The sequence below is a fragment of the Myceligenerans crystallogenes genome (assembly GCF_039529775.1).
Lineage (GTDB): Bacteria > Actinomycetota > Actinomycetes > Actinomycetales > Cellulomonadaceae > Myceligenerans > Myceligenerans crystallogenes.
On sequence record NZ_BAAANL010000002.1, the window covers coordinates 377530 to 396084 of the forward strand.

Sequence of the window (18555 nt, forward strand, 5' to 3'; positions counted from 1 at the left end):
CACGGAGGACACCATGACCGCCACCGAACAGAACGCCACGCTGCCGGGCCGCCCGCCCGTCGTCGACCGCACGACCTGGCAGACCGCGCGCGACGAGCTGCTGCTGCGCGAGAAGGCGCACACGCGCGAGGGCGACGCGATCGCCGCGGAGCGGCGGCGCCTGCCGATGGTCGAGTTCGACGGGACCACCGAGGTGACCGGCCCGGACGGGCCCGTCCCGTTCCTCGACCTGTTCCAGGGCCGTGAGGAACTGCTCGTCTACAAGCACATGTGGCACGACGGCGCGCCGCACCAGGGGCAGTGCGAGGGCTGCACGATGTCGGCCTGGCACCACCAGGTCGCGGTGCCGTACCTGAACGCGCGCGGGGTGTCGTTCGCGGTGGTCACCGAGGGGGCGTGGGAGGAGGTGCCGCCGTTCGTGGAGTTCATGGGCTACACCCAGCCGTGGTACTCGGTGCGGGGCACCCACTGGCCGGTCGGCGGGCCGATGGGGTACGTCACGTCCTACCTGCGCGACGGCGACCGCACGTTCCTCACCTACGAGACCACCGGCCGCGGCAACGAGCCCACCGAGGGCATCTTCGCCCTGCTCGACATGACCCCGTACGGCCGCCGGGAGTCCTGGCAGGAGGTCCCCGACGGCTGGCCCGAGGGCGACGGCCCCTGCTGGTACTGGCGCACGGACGTGGACGGCAACGCCACCTGGGGCGGCACCGGCCGGCCGGCGCCGCAGTGGACGCGGCCGGGGGTGACGGCGGAGGCGACCCTCGGGCGGCACGGCCACCACCACTGACCACCACCGACCACCACCGACGGGGAGTAGTCCCCGGCGACGGCGCCTGTCACCAGGCGATATGTTGTCGCCCGACCGGCGCGCCGCCCGTCCGGGCGGACCATGGGCGCCGGGTTCCCGGAAGGTGGAGACGTTGCGCAAGATCATGGTGCTCGCCCTGGCCCTCGCCGTGGGCGGGGTGCTCGGGGCGTGCTCGTTGCTGGCGGGGCCGGAGGTCGGGTCGTGCGTCGAGGAGTCGGGCGGCGGGTACGACGTCGTCGGCTGCGAGACGGCGGAACTGAAGGTGCTGGACATCGTGGACGGCGGCAGCGACGAGGGCTGCATCGCGGTGGCGGGGGTGTCGGCGACGTACTCCGGCGGCGGCTCGGACGGCACGCTGTGCCTCGGCCCGGTCGACGTCGACCCGGCCACGGCGGTCAACGTCGCGGCCAAGGGCGACTGCCTCACCGGGACCACGGGCGACGTCGCCGAGGTGCGCACCATCGGCTGTGACCGGCCGAAGGCCGAGGCCGTGGTGCTGAAGGTGGTCAAGGACGCCAGCGACCTCGGCGGCGACCCCACGGGGATCGGCGGCGCGTGCGCGAAGGTTCCGGGCACGACGTCGAGCTACACCTGGAGCCTGGACCTCACGGGCGACAGCGTGACGGCGGGCCTCGACACCTGGAGCTCGGACCTGACGTTCTGCCTCGGCGTCGTGGGCGTCGACCCCAAGGCCGCGCCCGAGCTGGCGGTCAAGGGCGACTGCCTGCGTGAGCTGCCCGAGAACCAGGGCTACGCGATCGTCGGCTGCGGCGCGAAGGAGGCCGCGTACCGGGTGACGAAGAAGGCGGACTCGTCGATCGGCGGCGCCGAGCTCGCCTGCCAGGACGCCCCGGGCACCACGTCCGCGATCGAGGGCGGTGACACCCTGACCGGCTGGATCCTCTGCGTGGCGGGCGTCTGAGCGGCGGGCCTGCGGCGATGCTTGAGGGCATGACCGATACCGGACATCCCCTCGCCCCGCCCGCCCACGAGCGGCCGCTGCTCGACGCCGCCCTGGACCTCGCCGCGGGCTTCGCCGGGACCGCGGCCGCGCTCGACGAGAGCGCGGCGATCCCGCTGGACAACCTCCGCGCGCTGCACGCCGCCGGCCTGGACGCCGCCACGCTGCCCGAGTCGCTCGGCGGGCAGGGCCTGAGCTACCGCGCGTACGGCGAGATCGTGCGCGCGGTGGCCGCCGCCGAACCGTCCACCGCCTGCATCTGGGTGATGCACATCGGCGCCGCCGGCGCCCTCGCCGCGCTCAGCCCGGAGCCGGAGGCCGCGCGGTTCGCCGAGGCGCTGCGCTCCGGGAGCCGCTTCGCCAACGCCCTGTCCGAGCCCGCGGGCGGCAACCTCTTCCTGCTGCCGCAGCAGGAGGCCGTGGCCGACGACGACGGCTGGCGCCTGTCGGGCACCAAGCGCTTCGTCTCCGGCTGCGAGATCGCGGACCACCTGCTCGTGAACGCGCTGGTGGACGGCGTCCCGACGTTCTTCGGCGTCGACCCCGACGACACGATCGGCTACGTCCCCATCTGGGACACGATGGGGATGCGCGCCACCCGCAGCCAGCTCGTCTCCTTCGACGGGACGCTCCTGCGCGGCGACCGGCGCTGCGCCCCGCCGGAGCCGGACCAGCCCAACCACGTCAGCGCGGGCCTGGCGTTCCTGTCGATCGGGATCGCCGAGGCGGCCCTCGCCGCGCTCGTCGCGCACGCGCGGGGCCGCGTCGTGCCGACCACGGGCGAACCGCTCGCGAGGATGCAGTGGGTCCAGCACGCCGTCGCCGACGCCGCCGTCCGCCTCGACGCCGCCCGGTTGTCCGCCCGCCACTCGGTCTGGCTCGCCGACCAGCGCTCGCCCGGGTTCATCCCCGCCACCCTCAACGCCAAGCTGCTGGCCGGCGAGGTCGCCAAGGACATCGCGCAGCTCGGCGTGAGCGTGGGCGGCGGCTCGGGCTACCTGCGCACCTCCCCCATCCAGCGCCACTTCCGCGACGCGCAGGCGGGCGCCCTCATGGCCTACTCGGCGGAGGTCTGCCGCACCTACATCGGCTCGGCCCTCCTGGAGGACGCGCCGGACGAGCCCTGACCTCCCGGCCTGGCTCGCCCGGCGCGCGGTCACCCGGAGATGGTGCCCTGGATCCGGTAGCGGGCGCCGTCGCCGGCGATCGCGACGTCGACGGGCTGCGGCCGGTACGGTCCCACGCTCAGCTGCGGCCCGGACAGGGGCGGGAGCAGCCGGCCGAGGGAGTCGTCGACCCCGGCGAACACGTACGCGTAGAACCCGATGACGTCGTCGGGATCGGTGAAGGACCGGAGCCAGATGCTCAGGGCCTCCCACACCGAGACCTGCAGCGCCCCGATCACGTTGCGGACCGCCCCGCCGAGGTTCGTGCCGACCTCGTTCGCGATCACCTCGGGCGGGGCCAGCAGGTCCGACACCAGCTCGCCGCCTTCGACCAGCCGGGCGAGCTCGCGGTGCAGCGCGCCCATGAGCTCGTCGATCTGGCCGCGGATCTCGTGGAACGGCGTGGCGTCGCTCTCCATCGCGACCACGAACGCGCCGAAGACCTCGGGGAACGTGCCGCCGATCAGGGCGTCCCGCGAGACGACCTGCACGCCCGGGAAGAAGAGCTCGCCCATCGACGGCGGTACGCCGGCGACGTCGCCCGGGTCGTCGAGGTCGGCGAGCTCGTGCAGGTCCCGGCCCCAGAACACCTGGGTGCTGCCGGCCGTGCGGAACCGCGACCGGAAGCCGACGAAGGCGAGGTACGGCTCGTCACCGTTGCTGCCGAAGCCGTCCTCCTGCACGTCCTCCCCCACGATCCGCTCGATCCGGAACCGGACGCCCGCCGGGACGGTGATCGTGAACCAGTTGTCGGCGGCGCCCGACCAGGGCTGCCCCTCGTGCCACCAGGAGGAGTAGACGCGCCCGTCGTTCCCGGTGACGAACAGGTCCAGGTGGTCCGGGAACCGTGCGACGGCCGCGATCGGCGCGCCGGGCGGGAAGAACCCGCCGATCGGCGCCCAGTTGTCGCCCGCACCGGACCACGGCTGGCCCTCGTGCCACCACGAGGTGTACACCCGCCCGTCGTTCCCCGTGATGAACAGGTCCAGGTGGTCCGGCGTCCGCGAGACGGCGGCGACGGGCGCACCGGCGGGGAAGAACCCGCCGATCGGGGCCCAGGAGTCCGCGGCGCCCGACCACGGCAGCCCTTCGTGCCACCACGACGTGTACACCCGCCCGTCGTTCCCCGTGACGAAGACGTCGAGGTGATCGGGCACCCGGGCGAGGGCCGTCAGCGGCGCGCCGGGCGGGAAGAACCCGCCGATGGGCGCCCAGCTGTCGGCGGCGCCCGACCACGGCAGCCCTTCGTGCCACCACGACGTGTAGACGCGCCCGTCGTTCCCGGTGATGAACAGGTCCAGGTGGTCCGGCGTCCGCGAGACGGCGGCGACGGGCGCCCCGGCGGGGAAGAAGCCCCCGATCGGGGCCCAGTTGTCCGCGGCGCCCGACCAGGGCTGCCCCTCGTGCCACCACGAGGTGTACACCCGGCCGTCGTTCCCCGTGACGAACAGGTCCAGGTGGTCCGGCGTCCGCGAGACGACCGTGACCGGTGCGCCGGGCGGGAAGAACCCGCCGATCGGCGCCCAGTTGTCGCCCGCACCGGACCACGGCTGGCCCTCGTGCCACCACGACGTGTACACCCGCCCGTCGTTCCCCGTGACGAACAGGTCCAGGTGGTCCGGCATGCGGCTGACGGACGCCACGTGCGCCCCGGCCGGGAAGAAGCCCCCGACCGAGAACTTCCCAGACCAGGGGAGCCCGTGGTGCCACCAGCTCGAGGTGACGCGCCCGTCGCCCTCGACCCAGAACACGTCCAGGTGTTCGGGGACTCGGGCGAGCGCGCTGATTCCGTTGACCATCGTCGATGTCCTCTCGAAAGGGCCCTGCTCGCAGGGCGTGAGGTGGTTCGGAGCCTGAGATGACTCCGGGCCATGCCCCACGATCGGCGGCGACGGTTCAGGTGAGGTTCAGGCCGGGTGCGGCGACGGCTCGATGTCGAGCTCCCGCATCAGGTCCGCGTAGACCTGGTAGCGCCGGCGGGCGTCGCCGCGCCGGCCGGCCTGGTCGAGCGCCAGGATGAGGGCCAGGTGCGCGCGCTCGTCGTACGGGTCGCGCTCGAGCAGCCGCAGCCAGTAGCGGGCCGCCTGCTCGTAGTGGCCGGCGCCCGCCTCGTGGTCGGCCACCCGCGCGGCCGCCTGCGCGTAGGCGAGGCGCGCCTCCTCCCGCAGCGTCGTCGCCCAGTCCGCGTACGCGTCCTCCTCACAGAAGTCCCCCGTGTACGTGGCCTCCGCGGCCCGCCAGTGCTCGAGCGCCTCGCCGCGCCGGCCGGCCTGGTCCAGCGCGGTCGCGTCGGCGACCCGGTCGAGGAAGTCGACGACGTCGACGTGCACGTGGTCCAGCTCGAGGTGGAGCGACCCCGACGTGCTCGCCACGACGTGATCGGCGGGCCAGGCGTGCGCGGGGTCGAGCACGCCCCGGAGGGTCGACACCATCACGTTCAGCCGCTTCAGCGAGACCGCGTCGGTCCCGGCGTCGGGCCAGAGCATCTCGGCCAGCTGGTCCCGGGGGATCGGGCGGCCGCGCCGGGTGACGAGCACCTTGAGCAGGTCGCGCGCCTTGCGGGACTGCCACGCCGCGGCCGGGACCGGCGCGCCGCCGCGCAGCACCCGGAACGTGCCGAGGGTCTGGACGACGACCCGCGGCTCGGCGGACGACGACGCCCGGGCGGCCAGCGCCTCGATCTCCCGGTCCAGCGCATGACAGCCGATGGCCCGCATCCGGGCCCGGACCTGCTCGGCCACCTCCGCCCCGGCCCGCGCCGGGCTCAGCCCGGCCCGCAGCAGCTCGGCCCGGGCCAGGCCGACGGGATCGCCGGTGGCCCGCCACCGCTGGACCGCCTCGTCCGCGAGGGCGGCGTCGTCGTCGAGCTGCGCCCGCAGCTCCACCACCCGGGCCAGGCTCGCGCGCTCGTTGCGCCGCGCCGCCTCCCCCGCGGCGTCGTCCAGCAGCCGCCGGGCGTCGTCGGGCCGGCCCCCGCAGATCGCGGCGCGGGCCCCGGCCAGCCACGCGGAGACGAGGTCGGTCCCGACGTGGTGCGCGGCGGCCCGGGCGGCCAGGCCTGCCGCGGCGTCCGGGTCGTCGGCCGCCAGCAGCTCCGCCAGGCCGGACAGGGCCATGCCGTGGCCCTGCGCGTCACCCGCCCGCTCGGCGAACACCGCCGCCCGGCGGTACGCGTCCGCCGCGGTGGTCGCGTGCCCGCGCAGGACGTGGATCTCGGCCTGCTTCGTCAGGCCGTAGCCCATCAGCCGGGAGCCCATGGCCCCCCAGCGCTCCACGGCGTCCCCGGCCTCGGCCGCGGCCTCCTCGAGGCGGCCCAGCCGGATCAGCGTCTCCGACCGGTTGGACCGCGCCAGCGCCGCCCACGGCGCGAAACCCGTGAGGTCGCACAGCCGGATGGCGATCTCCAGCTCGGCGAGCGCCTCGGCGAACGCGCCCTCGGTGTGCCGGTGGGAGGCCCGGTTGGTGCGGATGCGGATCTGCTGCGCCACGTCGCCCGCCCGCGCCGCGTGGTCGAGCGCCTTGAGGTAGTGGGCGTCGTTCGCCCGCCCGTCGCCGTCGTACGCGGCGAGCATCGCCAGCACCGTGTGCACCGCGGCGAGCGCCCGGTCGTCGCCGAGCCGCACCGCTCGCTCCCGGGCGGCGCCGGCGAGCGCCGCGCACTCGGCGCGGTCGCCCTGGAGCCAGCGGACGGCGGCCGCCATCGCGGTGCACGCGACCGCGTCGGCGGCGGGACGCCCGGACTCGGCGCCGCGCCGGTAGGCGGCCAGAGCGCCGTCGAGTTCCCCGCGGAGGTGGTCGATGAACCCGAGGCGGTACGCGACGGCGGCGTCGGACGCACCGGTCTCGCCCGCCCGGGCGAGCAGCGCGCTCGCGGTGTCCCAGTCGCCGCGGTCGAAATGCGCGAGCCCGGCCAGCCGCACGTGGCCGGCGTCGCCCCCGACCCGGGCGATCGCCGCGAGCAGGTCGTCGGGGTACGCCACCAGCCGCTCGCCGTGGTCGGCCAGCAGCGACTCGATCAGGGCGTCGTGGCGTGCCGCGACGGCCGCCTGGGCGGCGCGGTGCGGTGCCTGGTGGTCGAGGTACCAGCGCACCGCGATCTCGGCCACGTCGCGGGCCTCGTGGTCCTCCAGCGGGGCGTGGGAGCGGAGCAGGTGCCGGCCGACCCGGGTGAGCTGGGAGCCGTCGGCGCCGGCCGCCATGAACAGCCCGCGCGACGTGATGCCGGCCAGGGTGTCCGGCGCGACACCGAGCGCCGTGGCGAGCTGGTCGGTGACCACGGGGGCGACGGTCGCGGCCCGGAGCAGGAACCGGGCCTGCGGCGGCAGCGCGTCGAAGGCCCGGCGGGCGAGCCGTTCGAGCGCCTCCGAGGTCGCCGGGGCGCCCGCGACGACGTCGGTCCACGCGCCGGGGTCGGTCCGTGCCATGGCGTCCACGGCGGCGTGGACGGCGGCGGGCCAGCCGCCGGTCGCGGCGTGCAGCACGGGCGCGACGCCCGCCGCGGCGTCGCCGACCCGGCGGCGCAGCCAGCCGGCGGTCTCCTGGGGCGTGAGGGTCAGGTCGGTGGCGTCGAACTCGAGCACCTCGTGGACCTGGCGCAGCCGGGCGATCGGGAACGGCAGGGCGTCGCGGGACGCGATCACGACGTGCAGCTGCGGCGGGGCGGTACGGACGAGCGTGTCGACGAAGCGGACCGCGGCGGGCGACCCGGCGATGCCCTCGAGGCCGTCCAGGACGAGCACGAGGCTGCCGGTCAGGTGCGCCCCGAGCGCCTCGGACACGGCTCCGGCCAGCGCGCCCGCCCGGGCGGACTCGTCCGCGACGGCATCCGGACCGAGCGGCGCGCCGACGGCGGTGGCGATCTCGGACGGCAGGGCCGGGACGCGCAGCCGCAGGGCGGCGATCACGCCGCCGCTGAACGTGGTGAGGTCGCGGTCCCCCGGCCCGATGCGGTGGGCGGCGCCGCCCACGGCGCGCACCCAGGCGGACAGCACCGTGGACTTGCCGTACCCGGCGGCCGCGACGAGCGTCGTGAGCCGGTGGGTGAGCGCTCCGTCGAGCCGCCGGTCGAGCGCGGGGCGCAGCTGGGACCAGGTGTGATCGGCCACGCTCGCCCCCTTCGCAGTGCCCACCTGCATGGTAACCGCGGGCCCCCTCCGCGGGAGTGATACGCGTCAGCCCCGCACGGCGCTCAGTCCTGCACCGCCTTGGCGATCGCCAGGCACGCCGTCACGAAGTCCTGGTCCGGCGCGCCGTTCTCCAGCAGCTCGCCCTTGACGTTGACGAGCATCCGCAGGATCACCCAGTCGCGGGCCCGCTGCTCGTCCAGGCCCGCCGTCTCGACCAGGGTCCGGAAGCGCTGCCGGACGCCCTCGCGCAGCCGCCCCTCGTACAGCGAGTACTCGTTCCACAGCATCGGCGCGAGCTCGTAGTGCGGGTCGCCGGACAGCGGCTTGGGGTCGATGGCCAGCCAGTCCTCCCCCTCGCGGAGGCCGTGGGCGGCCAGCACGTTCTCGAAGTGCAGGTCGGTGTGCAGCAGCCGCCCGTCGGTGGCGTCGTCGGCCGCGAAGTCCCGGGCGATCGACGCCGCCTGCTCCACCAGCCGCCGCGGCAGCGGCGAACCCTTCGCGAGGCCCGACAGCTCCCCCGCCCACCGTTCCGCCTGGTCCGACAGCCGCCGCAGCTGCGGCGGCGCGGCCACGTGCAGCCGCCCGTACAGCCCGCCGACCACCTCGCACGCCCGCACGTCCCACTCCTCGCGCAGGTCACGCGTGTGCAGCCGCTCCAGCAGCAGCGCGAACCGGTGCGGGTCGGCCCGCAGCAGCCGCACCGCCCCGTTCCCGTGCCACATCCGCAGCGCGAGCGCCTCGTGCTCCGCCTCCCAATGCGGCCAGCCGGCCTTCAGCACGCACCGCGCGCCGTCGTCGGACACCACGGGCAGCACGGCCGCGGTTCTCCCGTGCCCGACGACGCCGTCCGGCGTCAGCTCCCACTCCTCCAGCAGGTCCTGCAGGAGGCGGGGCAGGCGGTCGAGCCAGCCGGCCCATTCGGGGCCGCGCCCGGCGAAGACCTGGAGCGATGCGGGGAGGGTGAGCACGGCGCCACGGTAACGCCCGCTCCTGAGGCCGGCATGCGAGCCGGCGTGCGAGCGGGCGTGATCTGCCTATTCTGGGGAGAGGTCCAGCAGAGGGCAGGCGCAGGCAGCGGCGTGGTCGCCGCTGCGCGCCGTCGCGACGACGGACGGAGAAAGACATGCCCGCCTGGCTCATCCTCATCCTGATCGGTGTCGTCCTGGTGATCCTCGGCATCGCCACGGAGATCGGTCAGTTCCTGATCTGGCTCGGCGCCGTCGTGCTGGTCATCAGCGTGGTGCTGATGCTGGTCCGGCGCACGTAGCGCCGCCGGCGCCCCACGGCGTCGTCGCCGGACACGACGCAACGGCCCCGCACGGGCCGCCGCGATGTGCCGTGTCCGACGACGCCGCCGGGCGCGAGCGGGACAGCTCGCGCTTGGGAACGGCCATCAGCCCTGCCTCGCCTTCCAGCGCGGGTTGAGCTTGTTGACGACGAACGTCCTGCCGCGGCGGCGGACGACCTGTGCGCCGGGCTTGTCCTTCAGGGAGCGCAGGGACGCGCGGACCTTCATGGGGTTCTCCTTCTACCAGCTGGACTTGGTGACGCCGGGCAGCTCCCCGCGGTGCGCCATCTCGCGCAGCCGGATCCGGGACAGCCCGAAGGTGCGCAGGTAGGCGCGGGGGCGGCCGTCGACGACGTCGCGGTTGCGCAGGCGGGTGGCGCTCGCGTCGCGCGGCTGGCGCCGCAGCTCGGCGGCGGCGCTCTCCTTCTCGGCGCCGGACGACGACGGCGCGGCGATCACGCGCTTGAGCTCGGCACGGCGTGCGGCGTACCGGGCGACGACGACGCGACGGCGCGCGTCGGCGGCGATCTTGGACTTCTTGGCCATCAGATCTTCTCCCCGCGGACGAGGATCCAGGCCACGACGGGCTGGGTGCCGGGCACCTGGCAGTGGGCGGACATGCGTTCCCCTCTTCATGACAACGGTTCTCAAGTGGCGCTACAGTACGCCTAACTGAGAACAGTTATCAACTGGGCTCGCTTCCGCGCGGGTCCCGCGACAGGAGGTCCCATGCCCCGCCCGCCACCGCCTGCCGGTCTGGCTGGGCCGCGAGGACACCCTGGCGCCGTGGCTGGGCCGGGAGGCCGGCTGAGCCTCACCCCCGTCGCTCGGCCAGGACGCGCTGGTGGTGGTCGATCGGCACGCGTGCCTCGTCGAACAGGTTCGGTCCTTCCTGCGGGACCACGGGCCAGCCGGAGCCCGGGGCGAGTTCCGCGAGCTGGGCGCTCGCCAGCGCGTACACGACGCGGCCGAGCCCCGAGCGGGCGAGGGCGCCCGTGCACATCTCGCAGGGCTGGCAGCTCGTGTACATCGTGGTGCGCGCGGCCGTGGCCGCGTCCAGGTGCTGCGCGGCCCAGCGCGCGAGCTTCAGCTCGGGGTGGGCGGTGATGTCGTCGTCGCGCCGCACGGTGTTGTGCGCCTCGACGAGGATCGTGCCGTCCTCGGCGGCGAGCAGCGATCCGTACGGGGCGTCGCCGCCCTCGACGGCCGCGGCCGCGATCTCGACGGCACGGCGGAGCAGGGACTCGTCCTCGGTGCGCATGGCAGCGCTCCTCTCGGGTCGGCGGCGACCGGCTGCGGCGTCCGGGACGCCGTCGGTCGGGAACGCCTCGATCGTAGGCCGGTGGTCGCGCCGGCACGCCGGAAGGCGGTCCTGTGCGACGAACGGCTCCGCCGCTCACGCCATCCCCGCCAGCCGGGACAGCACGAGGCTTTTCTTCGGCGGCGCCGATCCATCGGCGGACGGGCCAGGAACGTGGCGTCGTGCGTTAGCCTGGCGCCGTGACGGCGTCGGACGCGGGACTCCAACCCCGCCCACTCAGGCGGGTGTTGTCCTGAGAAGAGGACGCCGATGGCGTTTCCGAGGTTCTACCGCCGCGCCTTCCTGAACCAGCGCGGCTTCCACGCCGGCGCGTACGTCCACGCCGACATCGAGGTGGTCGACGATCGGCGTGACGGTCGCAAGGAGGTCGAGGCCTACCTGACCGTCGCCGACTGCGGCCGGGCAGCACAGCTCGACTTCAGCGCGGACGACAAGCGGTTCGCCCGCAACGCCCTGTACAAGGCGCGCCTGCTGAAGAAGACTGTCGACGCCTTCGTCGACGCGCTGGAGAAGGCGGTGGGCGAGGCCGAGCTGTCCTGAGCGAGGGACGCAAGACGTGCGGCATGCCGCCCTCGACGCGATGTCAGCGTCTCACGCTACCGTCGCGCACGTGGATGAGAACGTCCTGCTGCAGCGGTTGCGCTGGCGCGTTGCGATCGGAGTGCCGATCGACTGGATCTGGCGTCGGTTCGACGACGGAACGATCAATTCCTGTTCCTGGCACGACATCGAAGGCCAGAGAGCGATCCGCGAACGGCGCTACGAGCCCCAGGTCCCGCGTTCACCCGTCCCGACGGCGGCAATCACCAGGTTCGAGGAACGAACAGGCACAGCCTTCCCGCTGCTTCTACGGCGCCTCTACACCGAGGTCGCCGATGGTGGATTCGGGCCCGGCTACGGCTTGTTCCCGCTCGATCCACCGTCCGAGCATCCGCGGGCCGACTCCGTCACGTACCTGTACGACAAGCATCTGGGCTACCGTCGCGACAGCTATCTGCAAGGCTGCGACGAACCTCTCATCCCGATCGCCGACCACGGGTGCGCGATCACGAGCTACGCCACTCCGAGCGGCGTCGTCTGGGAACACGACCCCAACACCGACATCGAACGAGCCGTTCCCACGAACAAGTCGCTCCACGCATGGCTCACGGGCTGGCTGGGGCCTGCCCCGACCGGGCAAAGAAGTTGAGCGGCATGGGGCGTCGCGGGAGCCGGCTGTGGCTGGGAACGGTGGAAGTGCGGACGTTCCTCACGACCGGCCGGGATCTCCTGATCCCGATCGAGGAAGCCCCGAAACCGCGGTCCTGGAAAAGGGGACGGGGCGGCAGCGTCGAGATCGTGGTCAACGGTCGCGCCGTCGTCGCACGCGAGACGTGGGATGACATCGAATGGCTGTGGTCGAGCCTGGCTCGCATGATCGCGACGCTCAACGGCGGGTCGTCCTACGCGACCGAGTTGCCGTACCTGGACCAGGCGATCGACGCCGGGATCGCCCACCAAGCCGACGACATGGTGGTTCTCGTGTGCGGACACCGCGACGACCGCCGTCGCGCCGTCGCGGACAAGCACACGTTCTTCGACGCGTTCACGCGAGCAGGCCTCGACGCGTTCGACCACCTCGAACGACTCGGCGGCGGCCGGCACGCCGGTGGCCGGGAAGCGCTCGTCGACTGCCGGCACGGGCTCTACCAGAACGACTGGCCGGCCGTGCGACAACGTGCCTGCACCGGCTCGGAGGCCGAGAACGAGACAAAGGCCTTCTTCCAGGTCCACCGGCTCGCCTGGTGACCAGCAGGCCCTACCCGGCTGGCCGGAACGGTCACGTCCTCGCGGGGCTCGTGACAGGTCATCCGTCGTAGTCCCACGGGAACTCGGTGTGCCACCAGTGGTGGTAGTGGTCGAGCCGTACCGGGAACCTGGCGAGGATGCGATCGTCGAGCTCCCGGACAAGGCTCCGGAGTTCCTTGGACAAGCCGCGCGGCAGCCGATGGATCGTTCGCTCCAGGACGTCACGGTCGTCGATCGGGCTGCCACAACACTCCCGGATCCCGCAGCCGTACGCGTGACTTCTCCAGTGGTTCCGTGTCCGCGCCTCACGATCCCAGTTCGAGAGTGCTCCGGAGATCTCTCCGGGCCAGGCTTCGAGCAACGTCATCGCTGCGTGGGTCGCGCCGGACAGGCGACCGTCTTTCGCAGGCCGCCGGGTAGAACCTGCCCGGAGCCTCATGCGTCGTCGTGCGGCGCCCTGCCGCACCTGGTGAGGGCGCCTACGCGGCATGTCCCTTCGTCGTGGTCATGGTGCACGATCGTGCCACATCCCTCGCGGGGGGCGAAGCAACACACTGCTGAGGGCAGCCGGCCTTCCCGGGTTCGCGGCACCACGACGTCGTCCGAGCCGACGGCGAGCGGTCAGTTCCTGCGACGAGCGTGTCGATGTCGAGGCCTGATCGTCAGAATGCACGAGTCGACTCGCGGCCGCGGTGTGAAGGCACGCCGGGGCAGGGGGCGCCCGACAGTCACGTTCCAACGGCCCGAGTTCGCGTACCGGTCGGCAAGGCGCACTGCGGCCTGGCGCTGCATGACCAGGTCCGCGCGCGTCAGCGCCGACCCGCGCGCGGTCAGGGTCCGCACGAGCGCGGTGGTGTGCGCGTAGGGCGGGTTCGCGACCACACGGAACGGGCGTCCCGGGAGTCGCAGATCGGCCAGGTCGATCTCCAGCACGCTCACGTCCCGGCCCGCGAACTGCTCGCGCAGCCGTCGGGCGCGGCCGGGGTGGAGCTCGACGGCCAGGACCCGCGCGCCGGCGTCGAGCAGGGGGCCGGTCAGGGCTCCGGTGCCCGCGCCAAGATCCAGGACCAGATCGCCGGGGAAGACGTGTGCGGCCGTGACGATCTGGCGGGCGAACTCGTCAGAGAGCTGGTGCCATCCCCACTCGCGCCGAACCCGCTGCCCGGCCACGACGCACCATCACCATGAGAAACATGATCGGGACGCTAACAGCGCCCGGCGCTGCCGCCAAGGCATTTCGCGTCCGCCCCGGTCGCGCGTCAGGCCCCCAGGTAGCGCAGCACCGCGAGCACCCGGCGGTTGTCCGCCGCGTCGTACGGCAGGTCCAGCTTCCGGAAGATCGCCGCGACGTTCTTCTCCACCGCGCCCTGGGAGAGGAACAACTGCTCCGCGATGCCGCCGTTCGACCGGCCCTGCGCGATCAGGTCCAGCACCTCGCGCTCCCTGCCGGTCAGCCGCGAGCGGCCGGCGTCCCGGTCCGCGGCGCCCATGAGCTGCGAGACCACCTCCGGGTCCAGCACCGTCTCGCCCCGGGCCACCCGCGCGAGCGCCTGGGTGAACTCCCCCACGTCGACGACGCGGTCCTTGAGCAGGTACCCCACGCCACGCGCGTCACCCTGGAGCAGCTCACCGGCGTACCTCGTCTCCACGTACTGCGAGAAGAGCAGCACGGGCAGCCCGGGGAACCGCTCGCGCAACGCGACCACGGTGCGCAGGCCCTCGTCGGTGAACGTGGGCGGCATGCGGATGTCCGCGACCACGACGTCGGGCAGGGACGACTCGCCCGCGAGGCGCACGACCTCGCGCTCCAGGCTCTCGCCGTCCGGCACGGACGTCACCTCGTGCCCCCGCCGCGTCAGCAGGGCGACGAGCCCGTCGCGCAGGATCCCGGAGTCCTCCGCGAGCACCACCCGCAGGCCACCCGGCGCCGTCGTGCCCGGCCCGGTCATGCGCGGCCACCCGTGCCCGTGCGGCGCGCACCGGCCGTGCCCGCGCGCACCGCGGGTAGCGTCATCGTCACCACGGTCGGCCCCCCGACCGGGCTGGCCAGGTCGAACGTGCCGTCGACCGACCCGATACGCTCGGCGAGCCCCGCGAGGCCCGACCGCAACCCGGACCCGTCGGGCGCGACGACCCTCGCTCCCCCGGCGCCGTCGTCCCGCACCCGGACGCGCAGGACGCCGCTCCCGCCGTCGGCGACCGCCTCGACCCGCACGTGGACCCGCGACGCGCGTGCGTGCTTGGCCGCGTTGGTGACCAGCTCGGCGATCGAGAAGTAGACGATCGACTCGGTCGCCGGTGCCAGGCGCCCGCCCGCCTCGAGCTCGGGGTCGACGTCCACCGTGACCGGGAGCGGAGCACGTGCGGCGAGCGTCTCGAGGGCGACCGCGAGGCCGCTGTCCAGGGCCGGCGGGTGGATGCCGCGGGCCAGCTCCCGGAGCTCGGCCAGGGCGTCCTTGGTCGACGCGTGCGCCACCTCGAGGAGCTCCCCCACGGTGTCCGTCGCGCCCGAGACCAGCTGCTCGCGTGCCTCGCCGAGCTGCATGCCGACGGCGACCAGGCGCGCCTGGGTACCGTCGTGCAGGTCCCGCTCGATGCGGCGCAGGCGGGCATCGGCGTCCTCCACCGTGCCCGCGCGGGAGCGCTCCAGCTCGGCGACCCGCAGGCTGGTCGCCGTCGGTCCGAGCAGCGCCCTGGTCAGGAGCCCCAGCAGGGCGACGAAGCCCGACTGGACCCACGGCCACAGGACCAGCAGCACCAGGCCCCCCAGCGCGACGAGGGCGAGGCCGGCCACGTTGTGCCACGAGCTGTCCATGGCGAGGTCAGGGGGCAGCGACCAGAACCACGTCCAGTAGGTCACGCCGCCGAGCCCGAGGACGAGGCACGCGGTGCTCACCACGAAACCGGCGAGCGTCACCGGCAGCGCCGCGAGCATGAACAGCAGCGCGCGCCAGCCCACCGGGTCGCCGAGCGCCCCGCCGAGCCGCGGCCAGAAGCCGGTGCGCGCCCGGCGGGGCACGGGGGCCGCGACGCGCGCGTCGAGCAGGGCCCCCGCCAGGCGGCGGTAGCCGGCGCCCCACCATCGCCCGCCCACCACGAGCCCGCCCGCGGCGAACAGCCCGACGACCGTCACCGCGGCCCCTGCCGTGACCGCCACGGTGACCAGCACGTAGGCCAGGGCGAACGGCCCCAGGAGCAGCATGAACCACAGGTAGCCGTACGAACGCCAGGTGACGGAGGACGACGGCGCGCCGAGCAGGTGCGTCCAGCGGGGCCTTTGCCCGGACCGCGGCGCTCGCGGGTCGAGGGTCATGGTCTTCATCCTGCCAGCCCGTCGCGGGTGCGCCCCGCCGCCGCGGGCTCCGGGAGCACGAGCGCCGAGTGGGCGGGCTGCGGCGTCGTGGCCGGCATCGCGACCAGCTCACGGAGCATGGCGTTACGCCGTTCCAGCGCCTCGGCCGTGGTGGGGAACAGCCGGGCGCCGCCCTTGTCGACCAGTGCCTGGTTCATCGTGACGAACTCGCGGGTGTCCCGCTCGTAGGCGGCGAAGGCTTGGGCGTGGTCCCCGTAGGTGGCCAGCGACCGGGCGAGCATGTAGGCGCCGACGAGGGCCAGGCTGGAGCCCTGTCCGGTCAGGAACGACGGCGCGTGGGCGGCGTCGCCGACGAACGCCACCCGGCCGCTCGACCAGCTCGGCATGCGGATCTGGCCCGCCGTGTCGAAGAACAGGTCGTCCGCCTGGTGCATGGCCTCGACGATGCCCGGGACCTCCCAGCCCGCACCGGCGTAGGTCCTGGCGACCAGGTCCCGCTGGGCGTCCGGGTCCCGCAGGCCCTCTCGCAGGAGATGCAGCGGCTGGTCCGGCTGGTGGAAGTTCAGGAAGGCGTGCAGGTCGTCGTCCGCGCCGCCGGTGGCGTAGAGCGCGGCGGCCCGGCCCGGGGCGTTCCACATCACGAGCTCGCGCGACAGCCCGAGCGTGTTGGGCACGGTGAACACGGCGAAGGTGTAGCCGAGGTACCGGTGGAACTGCTCCTCGGGCCCGAGCACGACCTTCCGGGTGCCCGAGTGCATGCCGTCGGCGCCGACCACCAGGTCGAACGTGCGTTGCCGGCCGCCGCGGAAGGTCACGTCGACCCCGTGCTCGTGCTGGTCGAGGTGGTCGATGGAGTCGTCGAACACGAGGTCGACGTCGTCCCGGACCGTCTCGTACAGCGCGGCGGTCAGGTCCCCGCGCCCCACCTCGAGGTCCTGTCCCTCGACGCTCCCGGCGACCGCGGAGGGGTGGAGGGTGGCTACCTCGGCGCCGTCGGCGCCGAGGAAGGTGAACCGTCGGGTGTCGACGTGCGCCGCCCGCAGCCGCGGCAGGACCCCCATCCGCCGGACCACCTCGATCGCGGTGCCGCGGACGTCGATCGGGTAGCCGCCCCCGCGAGGTGCGTGCGCCTTCTCGACCACGGTGACGGCGAACCCGTACCGGTGCAGCCAGTACGCCAGGGTGGGGCCGGCGAGGCTGGCGCCGGCGATCAGGACGGTGCGGGGGGCGGTGCGCCGGGCGGCGTCGGACCGAGATGTCATGACCGGACTTCCTTCTTCAGGTGACGGACGACGAGCAGGGACAGCGCGGCCACGAGGGCTGCGACGAGGAATCCGGTGACGAACGCGGACTCGGCAGGCACCCCGGACGCCGGGTCGTTGCCCGCGTCGAGGACCGAGCCGGCGGCCTGGCCGCCCGCGACCGCGCCGATCAGGCGGATCACGACGAGGAGACTGGTCGCGATGCCGGTGTCCTTGGCGGCCACGGCGGTGGCGGTGGCGGCGAGCAGCGCCGTGGTGATCAGGCCGCCGACGAAGGCGGCGAGCGCCCGGGCGACGACGAGCTGCCACACCGTGTCGTGCAGCGCCGCGACGGCGACGAGGATGCCCGCGGTCGCCACGGCGCCCGCGGTGGCCACGGCACGCGCGCCGTGGCGCCGCACGGCGAGCCCGCCGACCGAGCCCGCCAGCACGCCGGCGACGGAGGCGGGCATCATGAACAGCCCGATGTCGGTGGTGTCGAGCCCCAGGCCGTAGCCGTCGCCCGAGACCTCGAACAGCTTGGGGACGTAGGTCTGCAGCATCGCGGAGACGGCTGCGACGGCGAGGGTGAGCACGGCCGCGCTCCACATGGCGGGCGCCGTCAGCATGCGCAGCTCGACCATCGGCGAGACGGCCCGGCGCTCGACGGCCACCCAGGCCGCACCGAGCCCTGCGACGACGAGCACGATGCCACCCACCGCGAGCGGCGGGATGCCGCCGCCGGTCACCACGAGGAGTCCCAGCAGGAGCGCAACCAGCGTGGCGCTCAGCAGTGCCACACCCGCCCAGTCGATGGTGGTGCCCTGTTCGCCCGGCGGGTCGTTCGGCATGAGCCGGAAGACGACCGCCGTCGCCGCGACGATCACGATCGTCGGCGCCGCGAAGATCCAGTGCCAGGACAGGCCCTCCGCCAGGGGCCCGGCGACGAGCGTCCCGACGATGCCCCCGGCGGTGAACAGAGCGCTGACCACCCCGACGGCCACCTGCGTCTGCCCCGTCGGGAAGTTCTTGCGCACCAGGATGAACGACAGCGGCAGCGCGCCCACCATCGCGCCCTGCAGCGTCTGACCGGCCAGCAGGACCGGCAGGTTCGGCGCGAGGCTCGATACGACGCCGCCTGCCGAGACCAGCGCCATCAGCACGAGCAGCACCCGTTTGCCGCCGTAGCGGTCGCCGAGCTTGCCCGCGATGGGTGCGACGATCGCGCCGGTGACCAGCAGCGTGCTGGCGATGAGCGCCGCGGCGGCCGAGTCGACACCCAGCTCGCGCTCCAGCAGCGGGCGCGCCGGGTCCACCACCGTCTGCAGGGTGCCGAGAGCGAGGGCGAGGACACCCAGCGCCCCGATCGCGGGCCTTCCGAGACGTGCGGGGGACGGCCTCTGCCTGGCGGCCGGGGAATCAAGGGTGAGGGTCATGTCCTCGAACCTAGGTTCCGGGCCCCGGGCCCCGGAATGGTGGGAACCGCCGAGGTCGCGGGGGATTTCCTCCGCGAGCCCCGGCCGGTCGCCCGCGCCTG

The 18555-nt window shown here is 74.0% G+C and carries 19 protein-coding genes; 7 read left to right on the forward strand and 12 right to left on the reverse strand.

Annotated elements, in window-relative coordinates; genetic code table 11:
• Positions 1-13: 13 nt before the first annotated feature.
• The 3 genes from ABD208_RS06435 to ABD208_RS06445 all read left to right on the forward strand — a co-directional run bounded on the left by ABD208_RS06435 (position 14) and on the right by ABD208_RS06445 (position 2902).
• Positions 14-793: a DUF899 family protein gene (locus ABD208_RS06435; RefSeq protein ID WP_344100719.1), complete on the forward strand. Its 780-nt coding sequence runs from the start codon at positions 14-16 to the stop codon at positions 791-793.
• Positions 794-926: 133 nt separating this feature from the next.
• Positions 927-1736, forward strand: coding sequence for an LppU/SCO3897 family protein (locus ABD208_RS06440; RefSeq protein ID WP_344100721.1), 810 nt, complete (start codon positions 927-929; stop codon positions 1734-1736).
• Between the two features lie 29 nt (positions 1737-1765).
• Positions 1766-2902: an acyl-CoA dehydrogenase family protein gene (locus ABD208_RS06445; protein WP_344100723.1), complete on the forward strand. Its 1137-nt coding sequence runs from the start codon at positions 1766-1768 to the stop codon at positions 2900-2902.
• Positions 2903-2931: 29 nt separating this feature from the next.
• On the opposite strand, the gene ABD208_RS06450 is transcribed toward ABD208_RS06445, so the two are convergent.
• The 3 genes from ABD208_RS06450 to ABD208_RS06460 all read right to left on the reverse strand — a co-directional run bounded on the left by ABD208_RS06450 (position 2932) and on the right by ABD208_RS06460 (position 9035).
• On the reverse strand, positions 2932-4740 hold the full coding sequence (locus ABD208_RS06450; protein WP_344100725.1) for a PLL family lectin: 1809 nt from the start codon (positions 4738-4740) through the stop codon (positions 2932-2934).
• Between the two features lie 108 nt (positions 4741-4848).
• Positions 4849-8070, reverse strand: coding sequence for an AfsR/SARP family transcriptional regulator (locus ABD208_RS06455; protein ID WP_344100728.1), 3222 nt, complete (start codon positions 8068-8070; stop codon positions 4849-4851).
• A 59-nt stretch (positions 8071-8129) separates the two neighbouring features.
• Positions 8130-9035, reverse strand: coding sequence for an aminoglycoside phosphotransferase family protein (locus tag ABD208_RS06460; protein ID WP_344100730.1), 906 nt, complete (start codon positions 9033-9035; stop codon positions 8130-8132).
• A 155-nt stretch (positions 9036-9190) separates the two neighbouring features.
• Between ABD208_RS06460 and ABD208_RS06465 the strand changes: the two genes are divergently transcribed.
• Positions 9191-9334, forward strand: a complete 144-nt coding sequence (locus ABD208_RS06465) for a hypothetical protein (protein ID WP_344100732.1) — start codon at positions 9191-9193, stop codon at positions 9332-9334.
• Between the two features lie 126 nt (positions 9335-9460).
• Here ABD208_RS06465 and ykgO read toward each other — a convergent pair whose 3' ends face one another.
• From ykgO to ABD208_RS06480, 3 genes are all read right to left on the reverse strand, one after another.
• Positions 9461-9583, reverse strand: coding sequence for a type B 50S ribosomal protein L36 (gene ykgO / locus ABD208_RS06470; RefSeq protein WP_344100734.1), 123 nt, complete (start codon positions 9581-9583; stop codon positions 9461-9463).
• A gap of 12 nt (positions 9584-9595) precedes the next feature.
• Positions 9596-9901: a 30S ribosomal protein S14 gene (gene rpsN / locus ABD208_RS06475; protein ID WP_344100736.1), complete on the reverse strand. Its 306-nt coding sequence runs from the start codon at positions 9899-9901 to the stop codon at positions 9596-9598.
• Between the two features lie 268 nt (positions 9902-10169).
• The gene (locus ABD208_RS06480) at positions 10170-10616 is read right to left on the reverse strand and encodes a nucleoside deaminase (RefSeq protein ID WP_344100739.1); all 447 of its coding nucleotides are present in this window, start codon (positions 10614-10616) and stop codon (positions 10170-10172) included.
• A 309-nt stretch (positions 10617-10925) separates the two neighbouring features.
• On the opposite strand from ABD208_RS06480, the gene ABD208_RS06485 reads away from it, so the two are divergent.
• From ABD208_RS06485 to ABD208_RS06495, 3 genes are all read left to right on the forward strand, one after another.
• Complete coding sequence (locus tag ABD208_RS06485) at positions 10926-11216, forward strand: hypothetical protein (protein ID WP_344100741.1); 291 nt, start codon at positions 10926-10928, stop codon at positions 11214-11216.
• A 70-nt stretch (positions 11217-11286) separates the two neighbouring features.
• Positions 11287-11865 (forward strand): SMI1/KNR4 family protein, encoded by a 579-nt coding sequence (locus ABD208_RS06490; RefSeq protein ID WP_344100743.1) that lies wholly within the window; start codon positions 11287-11289, stop codon positions 11863-11865.
• Positions 11866-11870: 5 nt separating this feature from the next.
• Positions 11871-12464, forward strand: a complete 594-nt coding sequence (locus ABD208_RS06495) for a hypothetical protein (RefSeq protein ID WP_344100744.1) — start codon at positions 11871-11873, stop codon at positions 12462-12464.
• Between the two features lie 58 nt (positions 12465-12522).
• Here ABD208_RS06495 and ABD208_RS06500 read toward each other — a convergent pair whose 3' ends face one another.
• The 6 genes from ABD208_RS06500 to ABD208_RS06525 form a co-directional block, all read right to left on the reverse strand.
• Positions 12523-12831, reverse strand: a complete 309-nt coding sequence (locus ABD208_RS06500; RefSeq protein WP_344100746.1) for a hypothetical protein — start codon at positions 12829-12831, stop codon at positions 12523-12525.
• A gap of 254 nt (positions 12832-13085) precedes the next feature.
• The gene (locus tag ABD208_RS06505) at positions 13086-13634 is read right to left on the reverse strand and encodes an rRNA adenine N-6-methyltransferase family protein (protein WP_344100748.1); all 549 of its coding nucleotides are present in this window, start codon (positions 13632-13634) and stop codon (positions 13086-13088) included.
• 89 nt (positions 13635-13723) lie between these two features.
• A complete protein-coding gene (locus tag ABD208_RS06510; RefSeq protein ID WP_344100750.1) occupies positions 13724-14413 on the reverse strand; it encodes a response regulator in 690 nt (229 codons plus the stop codon).
• On the reverse strand, positions 14410-15777 hold the full coding sequence (locus tag ABD208_RS06515) for a sensor histidine kinase (protein WP_344100752.1): 1368 nt from the start codon (positions 15775-15777) through the stop codon (positions 14410-14412). The genes ABD208_RS06510 and ABD208_RS06515 overlap by 4 nt, the downstream gene beginning before the upstream one ends.
• 5 nt (positions 15778-15782) lie before the next feature.
• Entirely contained in the window at positions 15783-17039 is a 1257-nt protein-coding gene (locus ABD208_RS06520) for an FAD-dependent monooxygenase (protein ID WP_344100754.1), read from the reverse strand.
• Positions 17036-18454, reverse strand: coding sequence for an MFS transporter (locus ABD208_RS06525; RefSeq protein WP_344100756.1), 1419 nt, complete (start codon positions 18452-18454; stop codon positions 17036-17038). The genes ABD208_RS06520 and ABD208_RS06525 overlap by 4 nt, the downstream gene beginning before the upstream one ends.
• Positions 18455-18555: the final 101 nt, after the last annotated feature.